Origin of the sequence: Paenibacillus pabuli, assembly GCF_039831995.1 — a bacterium.
Lineage (GTDB): Bacteria > Bacillota > Bacilli > Paenibacillales > Paenibacillaceae > Paenibacillus > Paenibacillus pabuli_C.
The window spans coordinates 3,358,455-3,380,267 of record NZ_JBDOIO010000003.1 but is presented as its reverse complement, the minus strand read 5'-3'; the positions used below and the strand labels follow the sequence as shown (position 1 = coordinate 3,380,267).

Below are 21,813 nucleotides of genomic sequence, written 5' to 3'. Positions count from 1 at the left end.
TGCCTGTAGTTTCACTCTCCTTATTTAAACATATTATGTGAGCATTCGGCTATTTTTAATGATAAATTCGTCAGATTTGTTCCATTGTTTCAGGGGCTCTGGAAATCTATAGTATATAGTAGAGGTGATCTGACTATGAAAAAATCAAAACGAAAAATCATATATGGCTTGCTCCCCCTTCTGTTTGCTGGCGGAATAGGAGCGTATTTATACATGCAAAGCAGCAAGGCAGAGGAAGCGAAACCGGAGGCAACCGTAGACCAATACATACAGCATCTGCAGAAGCAGGAATTTGATCAGCTATATACATTAATGACGCCAGCGTCGCTGGATGAGTCCGGGATGAACCGGGAACAGTTTGTAGAGAAGTACAATGCCATCTATTCGGGAATGGAGGTCTCAGCCGTTAAGGCGGAAGTGAAGCCCAAGGTAACGGACACAGCGGAAAGTGGCGGTGCATCAGAGAATCAGGACAAAGGGGAGCAGAACACGGGCAAATCGGATCAGAATCCGGATGACTATGAAGTGGATTATCACTTGCAGCTAACAACCTTCCTTGGGGAAGTAAACGAGACACAGACACTCAAGCTTGTCCGGCAGGAAACCGAGGACGGCACGAAAGTGTGGCGGATTAACTGGCAGCCTTCCATGATCCTGAGCGACATGATTAAAGGAAGCAAAGTCAGGGTGAGGACACTCTTGCCGGAACGCGGTGATATCGTGGACCGGGACGGTTTGCCTCTTGCTACCAAGGGAACGGTGAACGAGTGGGGCATCGTGCCGGAGAAGCTGGGTGACAACCCGGATGCGATGATTGCCCAGATCGCCAAGCATTACAAGGTGTCCGAGGATGTGATTAACAACGCCCTGTCCCAAAAGTGGGTGAAGCCGGAGTATTTTGTCCCCATCGGTTCAACTGAGGATTACAATATTCCTGAACAATTAAGTGGGGTGAAGCTGCAGTCCAAGGAAATCCGCTATTATCCGCTTGGTGCATCGGCTGCGCATCTGATTGGTTATGTGCGTAAGGTCACTCAGGAAGATCTGGAGAAGGATACGGAAGGATATTACCATGCCGAGGATTGGATCGGAAGAGCCGGACTGGAGCAGTCCATGGAGAAGCAGCTCCGCGGCGAGCGCGGGGGCGTAATCGAAATCACGGACGAAGCAGGCAAAGTCCTCTCGGAGCTTATTCGCAAAGACGCGGCAAACGGACAAAAGGTGCAGTTGACCATCAGCGCGGAAACACAGTCGGAGCTGTATAAGGCGTTATCGAGTGACGGAGATGCCGGAGCGGCCGTGCTTATGAATCCGGTCGATGGGCACCTGCTCGCCCTGGCCAGTGCACCCGCCTACAATCCGAACAAAATGGTCACAGGACTCACTCAGGCGGAGTGGGACGCGTATTCAGCAGATGAACGGCTTCCTTTTATCAATCGATTCACCAATCGATATGCACCAGGTTCAACCTTCAAAGCAATTACGGCGGCAGCGGGATTAATGGAAAAGGTCACAACGGCGGATAAAACCCATGAGATCTCCGGTCTGCAATGGCGCAAGGATGAGAGTTGGGGCGGATATTATGTCAAGCGGGTGAAAAGTTTAACTCCGGTAAATATGGTTGATGCACTGGTCTATTCGGATAATATTTACTTTGCCCAAGAGGCGCTGGAGATGGGCAGCAAACGGTTTATTGAAGGAATCCAGAAGTTTGGTTTTGGAGATAACTTCGGTCTGGATGAGTTGTACTTAAAGCCGAGCCAGTATGCGAATGAAGCGAACCTGGATTTGGCTTCCGAAGTATTGCTTGCCGACACGTCCTATGGACAGGGAGAAATGCTGATGTCGCCGATTCATCTGGCGTCGTCCTTCACTCCTTTTATTAATGAAGGAAAAATGGTGAAGCCTGTTCTGATTCAAGGAAAAGAAACCTCCGAACCCGAGGTGATAATTACCCCTGAGGCAGCGAACACGGTCAAGGATGCTTTGGTTCAGGTGGTGTCTCGTTCGGGAGGAACGGCTCATTCATTAAACTCGCTTTCAGGAGAGCTTGCGGCCAAGACCGGAACGGCTGAGCTGAAGGCGAAGAAGGGCGAAAATGGCCTGGAGAACGGATTCGTTGTCGTGTTTGACACGCAATCCCCCAGCTTCCTGATCTCGGCGGTTATCGAAGGCGTGAATGGCCGGGGCGGCAGTCACTATGTGGTGGATAAGCTCAAGCCTTTCCTGGAAAAGCTGGAATCGACTCTGTAAAACCTTGGCGTTGACAGGCACTATCCGAAATGTTATTTTGTGGTAGAATCTACTCTATTGGATTGAGGTGGTCGATGGTGGCTGTTCGCGCCAAGCAGATTTTTGTCAATTTACCTGTCAAGGATTTGAAGAAATCGGTTGAGTTTTTTACCAACGTAGGATTTGAGTTTGATGCGAATTTTACAGATGAATCTGCTACCTGCATGATCATTGGGGACAACATTTATGCCATGCTGCTGGTGGAGGAACGGTTCCAATCCTTTATTTCGAAAGACATCTCGAATGCGGCGAGTACGGCAGAAGTCATTGTAGCCTTATCGGTAGATAGCCGCGAAGAGGTGGATACCATCGTCCAAGCTGCTCTGGATGCTGGCGGCAAGCCATATAATGATCCCCAGGATCATGGATTCATGTACGGATGGAGTTTTCAGGATCCCGATGATCACCTCTGGGAGGTTTCTTATATGGACCTTAGCGCATTTCCAACGCAAGAGTAGAGTAGAACATGAACCAATAAACGATGCCTTCCTACTATATCGTAGGGAGGTTTTTGTCTATTTATATAAAACATACACATTCACACATCCACTAAGATTTGGACTTGAATAGGATAGCGCATGCTTTGAAAAACGATTACAGGGAGATGGCCATGACTCGTTCAAATGTGAAAAGTTATCGCTACCGTGTGGGGAAGAAGCAATACATTGTCATTCAGATCCATCAAACGGCTAAAGGATATGCCGAGACGGGCAATGTGCTCGCAAGTAACGCGGTAAATATACAGATCAAGAAGCAGAAGGGCCGGCGTTCTTCGAGCAAAAGATAAACGGGTCGCTCGGGTGTTTTGATGAGCAGATCCGGAGCAGCACAACTACGGGATATATCATCATAGGGGGATGGTACGATGAGCACACGAAAGAGACAGAAGCATGCGAAACAGGTTAACCGGGTCGAGGTGGACAAAAGCCGTTTGAAATTCCAGGCTCGTCAGTCTGCCAAAGCTTCTGTTGGACAGGGCGGAAATGCATTTGCCATCAATGCGAATGAACTGGGTAACATTCGGGTACGTGCAGGACAACAGGGGTGAAGTGCAAAGGGATACCGTGAGGCGGTATCTCTTTTTTATGTCCATGGCAGGGCACCATTTACATTGGAATAACATATAGTGTATTTTACCTTTTTGCTATATGATAAGTGTCGATTCATGTAAAAACAGCAAACATACATACGTTCTTTTTGATGGAGGGATCAGGGTGTATTGTCACGTATGTGGGACCAAAAGCAGTCCGGGGGATAGCACGTGCAGAAAGTGTAGAACGAAATTATTAGATCCAAGCTCTACAGAGGAGCAGATTTGGGCCGAAACGGCAGTGGGTCTGGAGACCGGAACGGGAGACACCGATCAATCGTTATCGAGACAGCAGCAGCCTGCACCCCAGCAGAACCATAAAGGTCCGGGGCGAGCATTCAGCTGGATTATCCCGCTGCTGCTGGCAGCGGTGATGGGAGCCCTGCTGACGTATTATTACAACCAGGAAAGCCGTGTGAATGCAGAGGTACAATTGCTTCATGAACAAGCGGAAAAGGCAGCGCTGAACGGGGAATATGCAGAAGCTCTGCAGCTGCTGGACACAGCCATCGCCAAACGCCCAAACTACGATGCGCTGATGCAGGATCGCCAGATTACGGCGAAAGCGTCCAATCTGATGAATCAATTAGATGAAGCAGCTGTGAGTTTGAAGACAGGCAAACTGTCCGCAGGGGATAAAACCATTCAGGCGGTAGCCAAAGAACTGAAGGAGCGGGAGGAACCCGTTTTTGGCAAGGTACGTGCTGCATTGAACAACAGAAAGGTTACACTTTCCGTACTGAAGGTGAAGAAGGAAATCGATGGTTTGACCACCGTAGAGGCCCTTGCGGAGAAGCTGGATACGGTGTCGAAACTGAAAGGCAATGAAGCCCAGGCTGTGCAGAAGCAAATTATCGACAAGTTGACGGGAATTAGTTATAAGCAAGCGGAACAGCAAGTGAAGAAAAAGGATTTTACTGCCGCCCTGCAGACCGTCGATCAAGGACTGTCCTATGCACCGGAGGATGACAAACTGACCGCGTACCGTGAGCGGGTGCTGAGTGAGAAAAAGGCGTTTGAGAAAGCGGAAGCTGAGCGAATTCAGTTGGCTGAGCAGCAGGCTGCGGAAGAAGATTTGAGAAATCGTACGGCAGCCGTTAGCGTCGTAAATGTGGAAGCAACACTCGATAACTATGGTGATCTGTATATCAGTGGTTCAATCGTGAACAATGCGACGAGGCCGATCTCCTCCGTTACAATTATGGTCGATATCTATGGAACAGACGACACCTATCTGGGGCAGACCTATGTCGATGTGTATCCAAGCTGGCTGGAAGTGGGCGAAGAAGGTTTTTTTGAAACCTACTATTATGGTGTGTATGAGGAAGCGCAAGTCTCTGTTGTGAATGCAACGTGGTATCTGGAATAGGAGGAAAGGTTGGAATGGCCAAACGAACATGGAGTACGATCATATCCTGTGCCATCATTATTGGTGCCGGAGCAGGAGGCGTGTTCTGGATACATCAGCACTCGGAGAATCAGCTGCAGGGCGGGCCCAAACTGGCTGTCGTCGCAGCGCAGGAAGCGGAAACGACGGCAGCCAAGACAGCTCCAGATCCCAAAGTGAAGAAGACGCGCAAACAGATTATTGAAGAAAGCCAGAAGAAAGTGGTCACGATTGAGAGCAGCGGCGGGCTGGGCTCGGGCTTTCTCTATAATGACAAAGGTGACGTCATAACCAATGCTCATGTGGTGGAAGGATCCAAAGAGGTAACGGTCCGCACACTTAATCATGAGGAATATCAAGGGACGGTAATTGGTATCGGGGAAGAGACGGATGTGGCTGTCGTCAGAGTGCCGGATCTACAGAAGCATACACCGCTAACCATCGCCAAATCCAAAGCCGAGACCGGAGACGAGGTATTGGCACTGGGCAGTCCGCTGGGGCTGGAAAATACGGTGACCACAGGCATTATTAGCGGTGTTGGCCGCAGCTTCGAGATTCCGCCTTACATTTACAGTAATCTGTATCAGATCTCGGCTCCCATTACCCATGGCAACAGCGGGGGACCATTGATCCATGCGGAGACAGGCGAAGTACTCGGCATTAATTCGGCTGTCGTGGAGCAGGAGGGCGGCATTGGTTTCAGCATTCCGATTACCAGTGTATTGAAGCAGGTGCAGGCATGGTCCGAGAAACCAAATGCGACAACGGTGGTGCAGACGAACGGTGGAAGTAACACCACATCATCCGGAACCTCTGCCGAAGCAGAGGGATTGGTGACCGATTTCTATCTGAGTCTGAACCAGAGTGATTATGTTACTGCTTATGCATTACTCGGCAGTGAATGGCAGAGCGGTACGAGTTATGCCAAGTTTCGCGAAGGATATCTGAATACAAGTTATGTGACCATTAGCGGAATTTCTTCCTCAGGTAATGGGAATGATGAAATGAACGTCACGGCAACCATTACGGCGGATGAACGCGGGGACGGCGAATATGTGACCACGAAGTATAAGGTAACGTATCAGGTCGGTTACGAGAATGGTCAGCTAAAAATATTGCATGGCCAAGGGAAAAAGATAAAATAAGCAGCACAAAGGAGAATCGGCAGCGGGGCCATTCTCCTTTTGTATTGCCAAATTTCCAGTGATCTGTTAAAATACAGAACGAATGTTCAGTATGTAGAGAGAGAGTGATGGGATGAACAAAAAGCAACTTCAAACCGAGCAGACCAAGAAAAAACTTGCGGATGCCTCAAGAGCTCTTTTTGTACAAAAAGGCTATAAAGCGACGTCCATTGAAGATATTGTAGCTGCGACTGGCAGCAGCAAAGGAAATATTTATTACCATTTCAAAAGCAAAGAAGGCCTGTTTCTCTATCTGATCGATGAGTGGGATCGGGAGTGGGAAGAGAACTGGGCTTCCAAGGAACATCTCTATAAGACATCCACGGAGAAGGTCCATGGACTCATGGAGCAGCTTGTTCTGGATGACATGAACCACCCGCTGACCAAGGCAGCCGATGAGTTTTTCACCGGGGAAAAGAAGGAGAACGATATTGAGGAACGCATTGCCTTGATGTTCGAGAGGCATATCCAATTCAACAGACAATTGGTTCAGCAGGGCATTGAGAACGGTGAGTTCAAGGAAGACAATGTCGATCACCTGGCGTTGATTCTGGAAAGTACCATTATCGGACTCAGCCAGTTATCTCGCGGGATGAAGCCCGAAGAGGCTGTGGCATTGTACCGCCAGGCCGCGAATGTATTTTTGCATGGAATCTCCATAAGCAAGGCTTAAGATGGATTGAACACACCCACGAAACCCATGAAACAATACGTTTGCTCATCTATATAAAAAGCAACATTTTGACAATTTACGGAGGATACAATCATGGCATTACTGACAAGAAACAGGGGCGCACTCCTGCTGTTGATGTTTAATATTTTTCTCGTATTTACAGGTATTGGCTTGGTCGTACCGATCATGCCTGCGTACATGGATCTGCTGCATATCACTGGGTTCACGGTTGGTTTGCTGGTCGCGGCATTTTCCTTTACCCAGTTTCTATTTTCCCCAGTAGCGGGCAGGTGGTCCGATTCATTCGGACGTAAAAAGATCATTGTCGGGGGTATGCTAATTTTTGCCGTATCGGAATTCATGTTTGGTGCGGTCAATGCCCCCGTGCTGCTCTTCGCAGCCCGGATGCTCGGCGGGGTTGGTGCAGCGATGATTTTCCCTTCCATTATGGCCTACACCGCAGATATTACGACGGAAGAAGAGCGCGGCAAGGGGATGGGATTGATTAATGCAGCCATTACGACCGGATTCATCATTGGGCCGGGGATCGGTGGATATATCGCCGATTTCGGCATTCGGATTCCATTTTATGCGGCAGGGGTTGCCGGATTGCTGGCAGCCATTATTACTCTGATTATTCTGCCGGAATCGGCACGGAGCACTGGAGAAGCAAGTAAACCCGCTGCAGGTGCGGCAAAAGCCAAAGCGCCGGGAATGGTATCCCAGCTGCTGAATTCGTACCGGGAGCCTTACTTCTTCAGCCTGATTATCGTATTCGTTATGGCGTTTGGTCTGGCTAACTATGAGACGGTATTCTCTCTGTTTGTGGATCACAAATTCGGCTTCACGACCAAAGATATTGCATTCATCATTACGTTCGGATCGATCGCGGGTGCGGTAGTGCAGGTATCCCTGATCGGGTGGCTGCTGAACAAGTTTGGGGAGAAAAAAGTCATTTCGGTATGTCTGTTCTTCGTGGCGGTTTTTGTACTGCTGACCCTGTTTGTGCATACGTACTGGCTCATTCTGGTGGTCACCTTTATCGTATTCCTGGGTATGGATATTTTGCGTCCTGCCATCAGCACGCAGATGTCCAAACTGGCAGAGGAACAGCAAGGTTTCGTGGCTGGATTGAACTCCGCCTACACAAGCTTGGGCAATATCGCAGGTCCGATTGTGGCTGGGGCCTTGTTTGATGTGAATATTAACTATCCGTATGTTTCAGCTGCTGCTGTTCTGGCAATCTGTTTCCTGTTATCTCTCCGGGTTCTCAAAGGGGTTAGACCAGCAGGGCAAGCGAAGACGGAGATGTAATCGCAATTCGTTACCAACAATACGATGAAAAGCTAAAAGCCAGTCGGTTACACAGGATTCCTTGTGTAACCGACTGGTTTTGTTTTGGATGCCTATGGATTAACGGATTTCACCGTTTGTTTCAATCAGCTTTTGATACCAATAGAAGCTCTGTTTGCGGATACGTTTTAACTCCTTAATATCAAATTCCTCGCGGTCCACATAGATAAATCCATAACGTTTGCTGGACCCTTGATGTGTACTCACCAGATCGATCGCAGACCAAGGACAGAAACCAAATACATCCACACCATCCGTGATGGCCAGTTGAATCTGTTCAATGTGTTTATTGAAAAATTCAATGCGGTAAGGGTCGTTGACCACGTCGCCTTCTTCCAGCTTATCAAAAGCGCCAAGACCATTCTCCGTAACGATCAGTGGCAGGTTGTAACGGGAATAGATCTGACGAAGAGTCGACCGGAAGCCCACCGGATCAATCTCCCATCCAAATTCGGTCTTCTGCAGATTCGGATTCACAGATCCCCGATATGCACCAGGTTCGCCCACAATTTCGTGCTGATCCCCTGTGTGGGAGAAATCATTGCCATCATTCAGACTTTCACCAACGGTCTGCGAAGTATAGTAATTAAAAGCGATAAAATCAGGGTTTCCCTGAGCCAGAATATCCATGTCCCCGTCTTCAATGACTGGAGTGTACCCTTTCTCTTCAAGATAACTCCAGGCAATGTGGTTGTAGCGACCGTATACGGCCATATCGAGATAGAGCCAGTTGCGAATTGCTGCATAGTTATCGGCTGCGAGGGTATCCTCCGGTCTGGAGCTTGCCGGATAGATCACGCCAATATTGGGAGCCGGACCGATCTTGGCAGCTGGCAGCATCTCATGGCAGAGGACCATTGCTTTGGCTTGAGCAACCAGCATGTGATGGTTTTGCTGATACAGTGTTTTTTGCGGATCAACCATCGTGGTATCCAATGTGCCCAAAGAGCCAGGATGCAGGATGAGCATATTTTGTTCATTAATGGTCAGCCAATACTTGACCCGATCCCCGTAATTCTCGTACAGGGTTTTGGCGTATTGTTCAAAGGCATCGATCGTTGCCCGATTGGACCAGCCGCCTTGCTCTTCCAGCGCATAAGGAAGATCAAAGTGATACATGGTCACAATCGGTTCAATACCATATTTGATCAGTTCATTAATTAAGGAGTCATAGAATGCAAGACCTTTGGGATTAACTTCGCCAGCACCTTGCGGATAGATCCTTGTCCAGGCGATGGAGAAGCGATAGGCTTTGAAACCCATCTCCGCAAGCAGGGCCACATCTTCCTTATACATGTGATAGTGATTGCTGGTCACTTTGAAGTCGGTTACGCCTTCCACATGGTTTCCCATGTCAATAACGGATGGACCTTTACCATCTTCATTCCAGGCTCCTTCGATTTGATAGGCTGAGGTTGAACCTCCCCAGAAGAAGTCTTTGGGAAATGGTTTGAGTTGAGTATGCTTCATTGTTCATTCCTCCTAGTTGGGTTTTGGATAATGTAGCTGATCAGACAACCAGAGTGAGCAGGACATCATTTTTCTGTACATGTTCCTGGGATGTTTCGAACACATCCACCTCGTGTTGTGTGAGTGTAACAATGACCGGAGTGACAGTTTCGTACCCGGCTTGCTTAATTTGTTCGATGTCAAATTGAATCAGAAGATCTCCCTGTCTGACGATGTCACCTTCCTGTACGACAGGATTGAAGTGTTTTCCCTTCAGCGCAACAGTATTAATTCCGATGTGAATCAAAATTTCGGTGCCAGCGCCAGTCGTTAACCCGATGGCATGTCCTGTCGGGAAGAGTGAAGTGACTACACCATCCACGGGAGAAACGACTTCTCCGATTTCGGGTACGATGGCTAGTCCCTTGCCCATAGCGCCTGTGGAGAAGGCAGGATCGTTGATGGTGCTCAAAGCAACGGCTTTGCCAGTAAGCGGGCTATGAATTTGCTCTTTTTTGACCTCAGCCGTTTTCACCTCTGGAGCAGCAGGGATTTCTTTCGGTGTACTTTCGGAAATTGTATCTGTTTTCGCATCCTTGATTTCTGAAATGGCAGACTTGGTTTTGCTCTCGTAGCCGAACATGACGGTTAATACCGCAGCAATGGCGAAGGAGCATACAATCGCAATAATATATACAGCGGTTGGTGTGTACACCGGAATGGCAAAAATATTATGGAACACATAAGCCGTCATTTTAACGCCAAAATGACCATTAATGGCACCGCCGACTGCACCTGCGATGACAACGATAGGGATGACGCGTTTATAACGCAGGACCAATCCGTATACGATAGGTTCCGTTACACCTGCGAGTAATCCCGTAAGGCTTGTTGAGCCTGCAAGTGTGCGGAGCGTTTTGTCCTTTTTGGCTTTCAGGAAAATACCGAAGGCAACACCGATCTGAGCAAATACGGCTGCAGCAGCCATCGCTTCGATCGGATCTCCGCCAACCCCGATATTTTGGATCGTGATCGGAGTGAACCCCCAGTGGAGTCCGAAGATGACCATAAAGGTCATGAATCCGCCCAGCACAATCCCTGACAATATCCCGCTAACGTCAATGAGCCAAGTAACGCCAGAGGAGATCCAGTCTCCTACGTTGGTGCCAAATGGACCGAAGGCGATTGCAGACAGAGGAACCATAATCATGAGGGCAATCATCGGAACCAGAAACAATTGCAGATCCTTCAGAATGATTTTCTTCAACAGCTTATCGAGAAGGGCATAGATGCTGATGGAGATGAATATTGGAAATACGCTGGCTGAATAGCTCATCATGACAACAGGTATCCCCAGGAACGATACATCGGACCCTTTGTCCATCAATCCGGTGAAGTTTGGTTCCAGCAGGGCAGCACCGATGACCCCGGCGACATAAGGATTGGCTTTCAGCTTCATACCCAGCGTAATGCCGAGGAAAATGGGCAGAAAGTAAAATACGGCATTGCCGGCTGCAGATAAAATAAGATAGGTGTCACTGGTGTCGGACATCCAGCCAAGCATGGTTAGAACGGTCAGCAAGGCTTTTAACATACCTGAACCCGCCATGGCCGGAATCAACGGAGAGAAGCTTCCCGAGATAATTTCAAAAACTTTGGATAAGACCGAGGTTTTTTCACCTGTTGTCTCAGCGGTTGAGGAGGACTCACCTCCAAAATCCCGATGCTTCATAATCTCTGCATATACATGAGCAACATGACTCCCGATCACAACCTGAAATTGTCCACCGCTCTCCACAACGGTAATTACGCCCTCATGTTTTTCAAGCGTCTCACGCTCGGCTTTTTTGGAATCTTTGAGGTTAAACCTCAGCCTGGTCGCACAGTGGACAAGTCCGTTGATATTGGCTTCACCGCCGACGAGGCGTACGATGTCATCTCCCATTTTTTTATGATCCATGTTCATTCTCCTTTGTGGTCAGACTGCCCTGAAAACAAAAAAATACCTAAACGGAGGGCAGTGGCCATCCGAAAATGGATGGGGTGCCAATCGTTTAGGTATCGCCTGCTTGACCAGTAACAATCCTTGTCGTTAAGTTGTGAGACCTACTATAAATGACAGCGAAATCGTTTGCAAGCTTTTTTATTCCGTGTCCTGCATTTCATTTCGGGAAGTAACGCGTTGAATATGGATTGTCAAATACACCTTCTCATCAATGGACATCGCACTTTCGAACTTGTCCTCAAGGTACTGATTGATCAATTGGGTGCACTGAAAAGCCTTGCCGTATTTGTCTTTGACCTGATCATACAGAAAGTTGTCACCAGACGCCGTCTGTTCCTGTTCATTGCTCACCATGCGCTGGACGAAATATTGCAAATGGGTAATAAACCTGGAATAATTAAACGAATTTTCATCCAGGATAACACCATAATGATTCGTCACGATGTTAAAAATATCATCGATCACTTCGGTAATTTCAACCGTCTGCTGCATGCCCTGAACATCCTGTCTGGCGTTGACAAAATGCATGGCGATAAAGCTGGCTTCATGTTCGTCCATCTGAATGCCAAATTGTGTATCGATCAACTCCAGCGCATTCATGCCGATCATGAATTCCTTTTTATAAAATTTTTTGATCTGCCATAACAGGGAGTTCTTCAGCCCGACGGACTTCCTGTACCGTGAAATGGCAAATTGAATATGGTCGATGAGGGAAATATAGATATTGTCGCTAAAAATATCGCCCATTTCCCGTTTGGCATAGCCTACGATTTTGTCAGCCAACGTTAGATACTCCACGGAGGTTTCGCCCATCAGGTCGATCAGTTTTTGGGGGATATTATCCGATTTGAGAACAAAGGTTTTCTCGATTTTATCCTCATCCACGGGCTGCCCGTTTTTCTTTTTGAAGCCAAGACCGTTGCCAATGACAACAAATTCGTGACCAACCTGGTTCTCAGCCCGGATGACATTGTTGTTAAAAATCTGACGGATGATCATATATGTGTTTCACCTCAATTGGTCGTAATAATAACAAAAAACCCAAACTAAGGCTTAATAGACAGCCTTGGTTTGGGTATCGCCTGCTTACCAGTAACAATCCCGAAGAAGACGCAGCTTCCTCTTTCAATTATGTCCACTATACCGCTTTCATAACAGAATAACAATACAATGATTTCTGGAAATGGACGTAAAGACGTGGATTTTTGGTATAATAAGAAATGCTGGAAGTGAATTAGATGGGCTGGGTTGCATAATAAGTTACCGAGGACGGTCATTTTTAAGCATATACAGGATTATTGGAGTGATAACATGAGCAATGCAAAAGGAAAAGGCGGCACCGGCCGTGGTACGGGTAAAAAAGGCTGGAACCGTTGGCAAGCCGCTGCAAACCGGGCAAAAAGTGCCCCAAAGCCTTATAAAAGCAAAGGTACGAAGAAGAAAGACGATGCCGAAACATCAAGTGACAAGTCCCAGTGATTGGGCACAAGATAAGATGAAAAAGAGATCTTTCCCGGGAATAAGGAAAGATCTTTTTTGTACTACGCAAGTTGAAATGATTAATTTGTTTGCTTAACTTTGAAGAATGAAATTAGTTCCTGCAGCTGCTTGGACACGGCAGAGAGTTCATCCGAAGCGCTGACAATGGACGCCATGGAAGCTTCCTGTTCAGCGATCGATTGTTCAATCTGCTTGCTGCTGTTAGCTGCCTTGCTAACACTTGCGGACAGCTCATCTGCTGTTGCAGACATCTCTTGTGTACTGGCGGAGATTTCCTCTGTAGAACTGGAGATATCCTGGATCTGATTCGCAACTTTGTTCGTGGCTGTCAGGATATCGCCGAAGAATTCACCTGTCTCCCGGGTAACCTGAGAACCTTTCTCTACTTCACGTGAACCAAGCTGCATAGCTTCAGCGGACTGCGCGATGTCTCGCTGAATCTCGTCGATTAACGAGCGGATCTGATCGGCGGACTGCTGCGATTGTTCTGCCAGTTTGCGTACTTCTCCTGCCACGACAGCAAATCCTTTTCCTTCTTCACCTACACGTGCTGCTTCGATGGAAGCATTCAGGGCAAGCAGATTGGTTTGTCCTGCAATGTCAGTGATGAGATTGACAATACCGCTAATTTCATTGGAACGGTTTTCCAAAGACCGGATGGACTCGGATGTGTGTTGTACGGCTCCCGAGATCAGATCCATCTGCTCAATGACTTGCTGCATAATCTCATGGCCCGAATGGGACCGCTGTTCCATGCTCTGTGCTTCATCGGCAACCTCCGAAGAGCTGCTTGCGATGGTTTGGATAACGGTGGACATTTCCATCATGGCACGTGCATTTTCTACAGAGGCCTGGTCCTGAGAGCGAAGGCCAAGTGAGATATCCCGAATATTCGTACTGATCATTTGAATATTGCCATTGTTATTTTCCGAGATCTCCAACATTTTCTTGGAGGAGTTGGACAAGTGATGGGAAGTCAGTTGGACTTTGGACATCGTATCGTTGAAGCGTTCAATCATCGTATTGAATTTCTGATTAATGATCCCCAGATCATCTCGGCCTGTCTGGATGGATACATCCAGATTCCCCGAGCTGGCAACATCGATGCCCTTCATCAGGTTACGGATCGGAGTTAACGTTTTCTTCAACAGGACATATTGCAGAATCATGAACAGAAGCAGGAAACCTATAAGGAACATGCTGCTGTATGTAATAAGTTTATGAAGACCACTTGGGATTGCATTGGCGTCGACATCGAAGTAAATGGCGGCGTACATTTCACCCGCAGCATTCTTGATTGGATACATAATGGTTGTCCAGGTTCCATATTCATCTGTATAAAAGCTGCTTAGTGCAGGTTGCCCGTCCTTCTTCATGCCTTCCAGTGCTTCCACGTTTTCCTGTGGAAGAGGGTACATGGAGCCTACAGCCAGATTCAATTCTTCAAAAGGCTGTACCAGGTTGGTCGGAACGGCGATGATGGACGTTTGGTTGCCTTCCGCCAGTTCGGTTCCAAAAATATAGGTCTGGGCAATGTTGGGATACAGTTCATGGATGGAATCCAGATAGTCCCGCAGTTCTTTTTGCACCGGACCGTCATAGCTTTTTTCATTAATGGCTTCAAGCACTTTGGCTGTGTCCAGGTCGTCTGACCACTTCTGGGTGGTCACCTTGGCCTGATCATAGAGCTGCTGGCTGAGTACGTTTTTTTGCAGCTGGTATCCTGCTGTAATCAGGATGATTCCAATCAACATAATACTACCGAAAGATATAACGAGGTTTTTGGCAAAGAAAGGCATGGTACTCCATCGAATCTTGGCTAACAACTTGTTTCTCTCCTTTTTTCTGGTTAATTTGATCTATTCGTATATATGAATCATTCCAGACTCTTCTAGGACCTCCAGACATATCGTATTCATGGAATATATCGTAATAAAGTCATATGAATGTTAGTAATGAGAATAAAATGATGCTTTAGTACTAAAAGATTTAGTTTTTTTTGCGTTTTTTTAAAGGTTGGAGAGGGAAAATTGATTTAAGGATTAGTTTGAAATGGGAAAATAAGTAGGTAGTTATACAATAAAAAGGCCCTTTGAAACATGGGTAAGTTTCAAAAGGGCTTCTGCTCTATTCCAGTTGCTTTATAGGGTCTCACTATAGGTTTCGGTGTAGTTTTTGTAGTCGGCTTTGGCTTTGTCAAACCGTCCCTCGGTCGTCCAAAAAATAATTTGGGAGAAGTAATTGGTTGATTCCAGGAAGGTATATACATAACCGATTCTCATCTGGTCTACTTCAGTGAGGACTTCAACCTGCCATCCGTTCATACCATGAATCTTCACAGGGGTTCGTTCTGAGATGGATGCAGTACCGTCTGGATCTGCATTATTTTTCATAATGTAGTTGTAGTACTCCTGCAAGGTGATATCGTTCCCTAACTCCTCCTTCGCTTCACGCAGTACAACCATATAATCCTCGTTGCTGACGAATGCAGCCTCAATGTCGGCATCCGACGACAAATTTGGAGTGACTAACCAATTGGAAGGGATTTGGATTTGGCTTAGCCCATCCTCGCTCGTTAATGTTTGCTTCGTATAAGAAGAACGCCCCGTATCTACCATTGTCAATTCATCATTGAGGATTTTGACGGATTCTGCAATACGTACAAAATCTTCATGGTCCGCACTGGCGGATCCACCCGGGTGAAACAGGAATATCCGGTAAAAATGATGTTCTGCCTCCAGTGCAGCATTTAAATAATAGATGTTTTCACCCTGCGCGCTCCCCTTGCCTTCGATCACAGGAGCTGTCTTTCCATCAATGTGTAGAGTATATGTGGGCGCGTCTTTATTCTCCGGCTCTAAACCAGAGGCGGTACTGTCGTTGAACAGCTTATGTACATCTTCGAGTGTTGTTCCTGCTGTCAAGTCGGATTTGGCTATCCGGTTGATTGTTATGCCTCTACTTGCTTGTTGATCCATTGCGCTAAACAGCAATTGCACGTTTTCACTCGAGAATACCTTCCAGTCTGAAGGCACAGAGACTTGAATCTCCTTAGATTTTGATAATAATATCTGTTCTTTTTCGGTGTGTTCACTCGAAGTAGTAGATTCTGCCGTAGATCTGGTAGAATCGGACAGTCCTGAAGATGCAGATGATGCATCATCGGAGGATGAATTGCATCCGCTTAAAACAAGCGGAATGGATAAGGCCAAAATCATGGGAAACTGTACCACTTTCTTCAATGATGTAATCAAGATCAAATCCCCTTCAGAAAAATATTAGTAGACGCAGAGGCGTATTTTACCATTTATATGATCTTTCTGGCTATAGATAAAATTTCAGTATATAGATAAATATTACTGGACATTGATGTCGCGAAGCTGTGATACAATAGGTGAGGTCTATACAGAAACGGAAACATGCATGAGGTCGAGGAGGAGCAGGAACACAATGAATTCAGCCCCGTTTATTGCGGTGGAAGGTGCGATTGGAGCGGGGAAAACCACGCTGGCAACGATGCTTTCCAAGGAATTAAACCTTCCGCTGGTGAAGGAAATAGTAGAAGAGAATCCCTTTCTGGCTTCCTTCTATCAAAATATTGATGAGTGGAGCTTCCAGCTTGAAATGTTTTTCTTATGCAATCGGTTCAAGCAATTGGAAGACACAGGTCTGCACTACATTGAACGAAATACTCCAGTCATTTCAGATTATCATATCTACAAAAATATGATCTTTGCCGAACGCACCCTGAAAGGGACCAAACGGGACAAGTACCGTCAAATCTATCACTTGTTAACCGATGATCTGCCTAAGCCCAATCTGGTGTTATACATTGAAGCAGAGCTGGACACATTGATGTATCGCATTAACAAACGTGGACGTTCCTTTGAGCAGGACATGGACCCAGCCTATATGGAACAATTGATTGCGGATTACAAAACAGGCATGGCCTACTTGGCGGACAGCGCCAATCCGCCAACCCTTATAAAGGTAAATGCGGAGCAGTTGGATTTTGTGGAGCATCCTGAACATTTCAGGCAGATTGTTAACCAGGTAAAGGAGTATATCACATGAATAACTATGGCATTCCGGCGAATGCATTAATTACGGTAGCAGGTACGGTTGGTGTGGGCAAATCCACGTTAACGGCAGCACTTGCACAGCGTTTAAATTTTAAGACTTCTCTGGAACAGGTCGATCATAATCCATATTTGGAGAAGTTCTACCATGATTTCGAGCGTTGGAGCTTCCATTTGCAAATCTACTTCCTGGCGGAGCGCTTTAAGGAACAGAAGAAAATTTTTGAGCTGGGCGGAGGATTCGTACAGGATCGTTCTATTTATGAAGATACAGGGATTTTTGCGCAAATGCATGCGGATCAGGGCACAATGTCGGCCACGGATTTCGAAACATACAGCAGTTTGTTTGAAGCGATGGTAATGACCCCGTATTTCCCTCATCCCGATGTGTTGATCTATCTGGAAGGCAGCCTGCCGTCTATTCTGAACCGGATCACGGAACGCGGACGTGAAATGGAAATTCAGACCGACCGCTCGTATTGGGAACATATGCATGAACGTTATTCGGTATGGATTGATCAGTTCACGGCATGTCCGGTACTCCGTCTGAACATTGATGAATATGATGTGCATGATCCGGCTTCAGTGGATGCCATCCTGGCACAAATTGCTGCAGTCATTCAGCCTGCTAAAGAAGCGCAAGCATAGGATGTCAGCATTGTTTAGACAATAAATGATGCGCAATCAAAGATCCCCTCTACCAGCATTAGGCTGATAGAGGGGATCTTTGCGTTGCTGAAATATATCATGGGAGCTGCCCTGCCTTCTTTCTATTAATTTTCAGAAACAATTAGAAATTTGTTGAAAGAAGGCATATTTTGTGGTTTCATAGGAAAGGTGAATTCTGGAAAAGAAGCATAAGCATGACTCAGGAGGGAAAAGCACGTGGAAGAGAAACAAGGAATCCGAATTGGCTTGCCGATCATCGGCGGGTTAATTGCAGCAATTCTAGGGGGAGCCGTGTGGGCAGCAATCGCAGCGTCGACCGAATATGAGGTTGGGCTGATCGCGATTTTGATTGGGGCACTTACGGGGTATGCGGTTGTGTTGTTCTCCAACAAGCGGATTGCAACGGTACATAAAATCATTGCGGTAATTTTCGCACTTCTCGGCATTCTGCTGGGTAAGTATCTTACGGTGATCTATTTCACATCCCAATTGTTCGGGGATATCGGAATGATGGAACTGGCGTTTGATGTTGAGATCATCCGCGAGTTCTTCGCTACCATTACAGATTACTTCAGTGAACCGATCGATCTGTTGTTCATCGTGTTGGCCATTGTATCCGCATGGCAGATTCCGGGACGCATGGCGAAGACAAGTCTGGCGTCGTCAGCTTCGTCATCGGATCAAGCGCCAAGAGCGTAAGAGGACGAAGGGCTGTATTCAGAAGGGTGCATACGGCAGCGGGTTATACAACTTAAAAGTACTCAGAGTGAAGGACCGGAAGGGGTCAATCACATTGCGGCTGAGATACAGGAGAAGGGACGTGACGCCTAATGGCGTACGTCCCTTTTTTATCGCTTGGAGTGGAATCGGAGCTTATGCGTGAAGCATTAGCTCTTATGATCGGCAAAGATTGCCATTGCATCCCTCATAAACAAGGCCAATCCTTCGCCAAATTGATCAATATTACGAGTGAAGCGTTCGTCATCCACATACATCTGTCCAAGTCCTCTGAAAGCCTCCGGGGAATAACTCCCCATGTTGTTCAGATAGGTGTACCATTCGGTAATCCCTGCTTGGGCCTCCTCGGAGGCAGGATCCATGTGACGAAGTGCTGCCAGGCGGGTATAAATTGTATTCATTTCATCGGCCAGAGTTTTCTGTTCTTGGGCAGACTTGCTCTGAAGCTTCTGGTTTGCTTCTTTTACAGCTTCGTCTCCCCAGCGTTCTCTGGCTTCCTGTTCATACGGATTTTCACTGAAGTCGAATCCTTTGAATTGTTCTTTGGCTGTCATGTTAATCTCTCCTCTCATGTGAAGGACGCTTCGATCAATGGTGGCGATCATTTGATCAAGGCGCTGGCGCTTTTCCAGCAAAATACGGCGGTGCATATGCAGAGCCTCCTCCCGGTCAAAGGAAGGATTAGTGATAATGTTTTTGATCTCTTTCAGGGAGAAATCAAGCTCTCTGAAAAATAAAATTTGCTGCAGCATTTCCAGATTGGCGTCTGAGTACAGCCGATATCCAGCTGATGTGACTTCGTCCGGGGTTAATAATCCGATCTCATCATAATGATGCAGTGTGCGCACACTGATCGAGGCAAGTTCGGCAACTTCTTTGACTTTCATGGCCATGATCAACACCTCCTTACACCACCGATTGTACAGCGTCACGTAACGTGAGAGTCAACAGGGAAAAAAGATGCGAGCCAGAGGGCTGCATCCGGAACAAAACGGAGTAAATTTGTAAACAAAGGTGAGGCCGTCACGCTGGGATGATTAACATGCCCCAGCGTGTTGGACCGGGGGGGGGAGGCGGTGCAGGGACCGCACGGCTACGCCTGCATCCCGCGCACCGCCGCAGCGAACTGCGCAGCCGCTGCGCGCACATCGGCCGCGCCCGCGATGGCGGAGATGACGGCTACGCCGTCGGCTCCTGCCGCCATCACGGCGGCCGTGGTATCGGGCGTAATGCCGCCGATACCCACCACCGGAACTGAGATGCCTGCGGCGCGCAGTTCCGCCACCCCGGCGGGGCCCAGCACAGCGTGGGCATCCGCCTTGGAGCGCGTCGGGTACATGGGCCCGACGCCAAGATAGTCGGCGCCCGCCTGCACGGCGCGGCGGGCTTCCGACACGGAGTGGGCGGATACGCCAAGCATCCGCCCCGCTCCGATGCGGGCGCGTACCAGCGCCGCGTCCGCATCGTCCTGGCCGACATGCATGCCGTCGGCCTCCACCGCCACAGCCAGCTCCACATCATCGTTCACGATGAACGGAATCCCGTGCTGGCTGCATACCTCGCGAAGCTGCATCGCAAGCGAGATGCGGGCTTCGCCAGCAAGTGCACCAGTTCCCTTCTCGCGGAACTGGAACAGCGTGATGCCGCCAGCAATGGCTTGGCGCAGCACATGCACGGGGTCCAGCGTTGTATTCACGCTGCCCATCACCAGGTACACCTGCATCGCCCGGCGTACCGCCTCTGCATCCCATCTGCGCATCACTGTTCACCCCGCTGTCTGCGCTGATACGCAAAATGATTCGTTGGCCCATGTCCGGCCCCAATGCCCAGTTCATCCTCAATGGCTGCCTGAATGAACGCTCGCGCGGTCGTTACGGCAGCCAGGACTGAAGAGCCCTTGGCCAGTTCGGCCGTGATGGCGGCAGAGTACGTACATCCGGTCCCATGAGTGTGGCGTGTCACAATGCGTACGTTCTCCAGATAATGAAAGGACGTGCCGTCATAGAGAACATCCACGATCATCCCTTTACCCTCAGCATGACCACCTTTGACCAGAGCATACGCCGAGCCCATGTGCACGATCCGCCTGGCGGCTTCTTCACGTTCCGCCAGATTCCGAATGGTCATTCCGGTGATCAGTTCGGCCTCCGGAATATTCGGCGTTGTGATTAATGCATGTGGCAGCAGGTCCGTGATCAGGGCATGTACCGCCTCCTGCTGAAGCAATGGGGCACCGCCCTTTGCTACCATGACCGGATCGATGACCAGATTGGACCAACCGAATTTCCGCCATTTCTCGGAAACCAGCCTAATGGTCTCTGCATTGAAGAGCATGCCTGTTTTTACCGCCCCAGGCTTGAAATCTTCACCCGTGGAATCGAGCTGCCGGGCAATGCCTTCCAAGGGAACCGGATACACTCCCTGAACGCCTAGTGTATTCTGTGCAGTAACCGCAGTAATGACAGACAAGCCGTAAACGCCAAGCTCCTGAAAGGTTTTCAAATCTGCCTGAATGCCGGCCCCGCCGCCATTATCCGACCCGGCAATCGTGAGTGCCTGCGTTATACTCATTGAGGCTCACCGCCAACCTGACGAACCCGAGCCTGCTGTGCAAGCACGTCCGGGGTTACCAGCGCAAGCTGGTTTAACAGCTCAATCTGGAAGCTGCCTGGCCCAAGATGGGCTGTGCGCGCTGCCGCGATCTCGGCTGCAACGCCATAGAAGGCAAGTGCTTCAACAACGCTGCTGAGCAAGTCTTCTCCAGACGGTGCAATCGCAGCAAAGGCACCTATGATGGAGCTGAGCAGACATCCTGCGCCAGTGACCTGGGTGAGCAGGGCATGTCCATTTTGCGTCAGGAACGTGGTCTGCCCATCCGTAATCACATCCTCGCGTCCAGTGATAACGACAACGCAGCCGAGCTTTTGCGCTGCCCGCTCGGCGATCCGGGTGCGGTCACCTTCCCCTTCGCCAGCGTCGACACCCTTGATGCTCCAGTTCTCGCCTATAACATTGGCGACTTCCGCCACGTTCCCCCGCAGTACGGTAAGCCGAAGCTCACGCACGAGCATCTGAACTGTATCCGTGCGATAGGCCGTAGCGCCAGCTCCAACCGGGTCGAGTACAACAGGTACATGATGGGCATTGGCCGATTGTCCGGCGAGGCGGATGGCCTGAACAACCTGGTCATCCAGGGTGCCAATGTTGAGCACGACCGCTCCGGACATTTTGGCGACATCGGCTACCTCTTCATGGGCGTAGGCCATGAAGGGAGAGGCGCCCAGTGCGAGCAGGCCATTGGCCGTAAAGGGAGCAACCACAATGTTGGTGATATTGTGAACAAGTGGATTATGAGTACGAACACGTGCCAGATATGACATATGAAAATTCCTCC

The 21,813-nt window shown here is 48.5% G+C and carries 21 protein-coding genes; 12 read left to right on the top strand and 9 right to left on the bottom strand.

Features of this window, described 5'->3' with window-relative positions:
- Window positions 1–135: 135 nt before the first annotated feature.
- The 8 genes from ABGV42_RS17200 (at window position 136) to ABGV42_RS17165 (ending at window position 7,940) form a co-directional block, all read left to right on the top strand.
- Window positions 136–2,253, top strand: coding sequence for a penicillin-binding transpeptidase domain-containing protein (locus tag ABGV42_RS17200; protein WP_347382728.1), 2,118 nt, complete (start codon window positions 136–138; stop codon window positions 2,251–2,253).
- A gap of 77 nt (window positions 2,254–2,330) precedes the next feature.
- Window positions 2,331–2,750, top strand: a complete 420-nt coding sequence (locus ABGV42_RS17195) for a VOC family protein (protein ID WP_347383279.1) — start codon at window positions 2,331–2,333, stop codon at window positions 2,748–2,750.
- Window positions 2,751–2,902: 152 nt separating this feature from the next.
- On the top strand, window positions 2,903–3,079 hold the full coding sequence (locus tag ABGV42_RS17190; RefSeq protein WP_347382727.1) for a hypothetical protein: 177 nt from the start codon (window positions 2,903–2,905) through the stop codon (window positions 3,077–3,079).
- 78 nt (window positions 3,080–3,157) lie between these two features.
- Window positions 3,158–3,340 (top strand): hypothetical protein, encoded by a 183-nt coding sequence (locus ABGV42_RS17185; RefSeq protein ID WP_095361005.1) that lies wholly within the window; start codon window positions 3,158–3,160, stop codon window positions 3,338–3,340.
- A gap of 166 nt (window positions 3,341–3,506) precedes the next feature.
- Window positions 3,507–4,751, top strand: a complete 1,245-nt coding sequence (locus ABGV42_RS17180) for an FxLYD domain-containing protein (protein WP_347382726.1) — start codon at window positions 3,507–3,509, stop codon at window positions 4,749–4,751.
- 14 nt (window positions 4,752–4,765) lie between these two features.
- Window positions 4,766–5,914, top strand: a complete 1,149-nt coding sequence (locus ABGV42_RS17175) for a S1C family serine protease (protein WP_347382725.1) — start codon at window positions 4,766–4,768, stop codon at window positions 5,912–5,914.
- 112 nt (window positions 5,915–6,026) lie between these two features.
- Window positions 6,027–6,626, top strand: coding sequence for a TetR/AcrR family transcriptional regulator (locus ABGV42_RS17170; RefSeq protein ID WP_347382724.1), 600 nt, complete (start codon window positions 6,027–6,029; stop codon window positions 6,624–6,626).
- A 93-nt stretch (window positions 6,627–6,719) separates the two neighbouring features.
- Window positions 6,720–7,940: an MFS transporter gene (locus ABGV42_RS17165; protein ID WP_347382723.1), complete on the top strand. Its 1,221-nt coding sequence runs from the start codon at window positions 6,720–6,722 to the stop codon at window positions 7,938–7,940.
- Window positions 7,941–8,039: 99 nt separating this feature from the next.
- Here the strand turns inward: ABGV42_RS17165 and ABGV42_RS17160 are convergent, their stop codons facing one another.
- The 3 genes from ABGV42_RS17160 to licT all read right to left on the bottom strand — a co-directional run bounded on the left by ABGV42_RS17160 (window position 8,040) and on the right by licT (window position 12,432).
- A complete protein-coding gene (locus ABGV42_RS17160; protein WP_347382722.1) occupies window positions 8,040–9,449 on the bottom strand; it encodes a glycoside hydrolase family 1 protein in 1,410 nt (469 codons plus the stop codon).
- A gap of 40 nt (window positions 9,450–9,489) precedes the next feature.
- Window positions 9,490–11,388, bottom strand: coding sequence for a beta-glucoside-specific PTS transporter subunit IIABC (locus ABGV42_RS17155; protein WP_347382721.1), 1,899 nt, complete (start codon window positions 11,386–11,388; stop codon window positions 9,490–9,492).
- 183 nt (window positions 11,389–11,571) lie between these two features.
- Window positions 11,572–12,432 (bottom strand): BglG family transcription antiterminator LicT, encoded by an 861-nt coding sequence (licT, locus tag ABGV42_RS17150; protein WP_347382720.1) that lies wholly within the window; start codon window positions 12,430–12,432, stop codon window positions 11,572–11,574.
- A 312-nt stretch (window positions 12,433–12,744) separates the two neighbouring features.
- Between licT and ABGV42_RS17145 the strand changes: the two genes are divergently transcribed.
- The gene (locus ABGV42_RS17145) at window positions 12,745–12,912 is read left to right on the top strand and encodes a DUF3934 family protein (protein ID WP_347382719.1); all 168 of its coding nucleotides are present in this window, start codon (window positions 12,745–12,747) and stop codon (window positions 12,910–12,912) included.
- Between the two features lie 80 nt (window positions 12,913–12,992).
- On the opposite strand, the gene ABGV42_RS17140 is transcribed toward ABGV42_RS17145, so the two are convergent.
- Together ABGV42_RS17140 and ABGV42_RS17135 are read right to left on the bottom strand one after the other, a co-directional pair.
- A complete protein-coding gene (locus ABGV42_RS17140) occupies window positions 12,993–14,732 on the bottom strand; it encodes a methyl-accepting chemotaxis protein (protein ID WP_347383278.1) in 1,740 nt (579 codons plus the stop codon).
- Window positions 14,733–15,074: 342 nt separating this feature from the next.
- Window positions 15,075–16,187: a hypothetical protein gene (locus tag ABGV42_RS17135; protein ID WP_347382718.1), complete on the bottom strand. Its 1,113-nt coding sequence runs from the start codon at window positions 16,185–16,187 to the stop codon at window positions 15,075–15,077.
- A 196-nt stretch (window positions 16,188–16,383) separates the two neighbouring features.
- Between ABGV42_RS17135 and ABGV42_RS17130 the strand changes: the two genes are divergently transcribed.
- The 3 genes from ABGV42_RS17130 (at window position 16,384) to ABGV42_RS17120 (ending at window position 18,380) form a co-directional block, all read left to right on the top strand.
- Window positions 16,384–17,007, top strand: coding sequence for a deoxynucleoside kinase (locus ABGV42_RS17130; RefSeq protein WP_347382717.1), 624 nt, complete (start codon window positions 16,384–16,386; stop codon window positions 17,005–17,007).
- Window positions 17,004–17,660 carry a deoxynucleoside kinase gene (locus tag ABGV42_RS17125; protein WP_347382716.1) on the top strand — a complete coding sequence of 219 codons (657 nt, stop codon included), beginning with the start codon at window positions 17,004–17,006 and terminating at the stop codon, window positions 17,658–17,660. The genes ABGV42_RS17130 and ABGV42_RS17125 overlap by 4 nt, the downstream gene beginning before the upstream one ends.
- Before the next feature lie 237 nt (window positions 17,661–17,897).
- Window positions 17,898–18,380: a hypothetical protein gene (locus ABGV42_RS17120; RefSeq protein WP_347382715.1), complete on the top strand. Its 483-nt coding sequence runs from the start codon at window positions 17,898–17,900 to the stop codon at window positions 18,378–18,380.
- A gap of 188 nt (window positions 18,381–18,568) precedes the next feature.
- Here the strand turns inward: ABGV42_RS17120 and ABGV42_RS17115 are convergent, their stop codons facing one another.
- The 4 genes from ABGV42_RS17115 to thiM form a co-directional block, all read right to left on the bottom strand.
- On the bottom strand, window positions 18,569–19,312 hold the full coding sequence (locus tag ABGV42_RS17115; RefSeq protein ID WP_347382714.1) for a MerR family transcriptional regulator: 744 nt from the start codon (window positions 19,310–19,312) through the stop codon (window positions 18,569–18,571).
- 200 nt (window positions 19,313–19,512) lie between these two features.
- Window positions 19,513–20,178, bottom strand: coding sequence for a thiamine phosphate synthase (gene thiE, locus ABGV42_RS17110; protein WP_347382713.1), 666 nt, complete (start codon window positions 20,176–20,178; stop codon window positions 19,513–19,515).
- On the bottom strand, window positions 20,178–20,990 hold the full coding sequence (thiD, locus tag ABGV42_RS17105) for a bifunctional hydroxymethylpyrimidine kinase/phosphomethylpyrimidine kinase (RefSeq protein ID WP_347382712.1): 813 nt from the start codon (window positions 20,988–20,990) through the stop codon (window positions 20,178–20,180). The genes thiE and thiD overlap by 1 nt, the downstream gene beginning before the upstream one ends.
- Window positions 20,987–21,799, bottom strand: coding sequence for a hydroxyethylthiazole kinase (gene thiM, locus ABGV42_RS17100; RefSeq protein ID WP_347382711.1), 813 nt, complete (start codon window positions 21,797–21,799; stop codon window positions 20,987–20,989). The genes thiD and thiM overlap by 4 nt, the downstream gene beginning before the upstream one ends.
- Window positions 21,800–21,813 lie beyond the last annotated feature (14 nt).

Excerpts from the sequence above, each read along its gene's own strand:
- licT (WP_347382720.1), bottom strand. The coding sequence starts at position 12,432 with ATGATCATCCGTCAGATTTTTAACAACAATGTCATCCGGGCTGAGAAC.
- ABGV42_RS17140 (WP_347383278.1), bottom strand. The coding sequence starts at position 14,732 with ATGCCTTTCTTTGCCAAAAACCTCGTTATATCTTTCGGTAGTATTATG.
- ABGV42_RS17190 (WP_347382727.1), top strand. The coding sequence starts at position 2,903 with ATGACTCGTTCAAATGTGAAAAGTTATCGCTACCGTGTGGGGAAGAAG.
- ABGV42_RS17115 (WP_347382714.1), bottom strand. The coding sequence starts at position 19,312 with ATGGCCATGAAAGTCAAAGAAGTTGCCGAACTTGCCTCGATCAGTGTG.
- ABGV42_RS17170 (WP_347382724.1), top strand. The coding sequence starts at position 6,027 with ATGAACAAAAAGCAACTTCAAACCGAGCAGACCAAGAAAAAACTTGCG.
- ABGV42_RS17165 (WP_347382723.1), top strand. The coding sequence starts at position 6,720 with ATGGCATTACTGACAAGAAACAGGGGCGCACTCCTGCTGTTGATGTTT.
- ABGV42_RS17160 (WP_347382722.1), bottom strand. The coding sequence starts at position 9,449 with ATGAAGCATACTCAACTCAAACCATTTCCCAAAGACTTCTTCTGGGGA.
- ABGV42_RS17125 (WP_347382716.1), top strand. The coding sequence starts at position 17,004 with ATGAATAACTATGGCATTCCGGCGAATGCATTAATTACGGTAGCAGGT.
- ABGV42_RS17200 (WP_347382728.1), top strand. The coding sequence starts at position 136 with ATGAAAAAATCAAAACGAAAAATCATATATGGCTTGCTCCCCCTTCTG.
- ABGV42_RS17175 (WP_347382725.1), top strand. The coding sequence starts at position 4,766 with ATGGCCAAACGAACATGGAGTACGATCATATCCTGTGCCATCATTATT.
- thiE (WP_347382713.1), bottom strand. The coding sequence starts at position 20,178 with ATGCGCAGATGGGATGCAGAGGCGGTACGCCGGGCGATGCAGGTGTAC.
- ABGV42_RS17155 (WP_347382721.1), bottom strand. The coding sequence starts at position 11,388 with ATGGATCATAAAAAAATGGGAGATGACATCGTACGCCTCGTCGGCGGT.
- ABGV42_RS17130 (WP_347382717.1), top strand. The coding sequence starts at position 16,384 with ATGAATTCAGCCCCGTTTATTGCGGTGGAAGGTGCGATTGGAGCGGGG.
- ABGV42_RS17185 (WP_095361005.1), top strand. The coding sequence starts at position 3,158 with ATGAGCACACGAAAGAGACAGAAGCATGCGAAACAGGTTAACCGGGTC.
- thiD (WP_347382712.1), bottom strand. The coding sequence starts at position 20,990 with ATGAGTATAACGCAGGCACTCACGATTGCCGGGTCGGATAATGGCGGC.
- ABGV42_RS17145 (WP_347382719.1), top strand. The coding sequence starts at position 12,745 with ATGAGCAATGCAAAAGGAAAAGGCGGCACCGGCCGTGGTACGGGTAAA.
- thiM (WP_347382711.1), bottom strand. The coding sequence starts at position 21,799 with ATGTCATATCTGGCACGTGTTCGTACTCATAATCCACTTGTTCACAAT.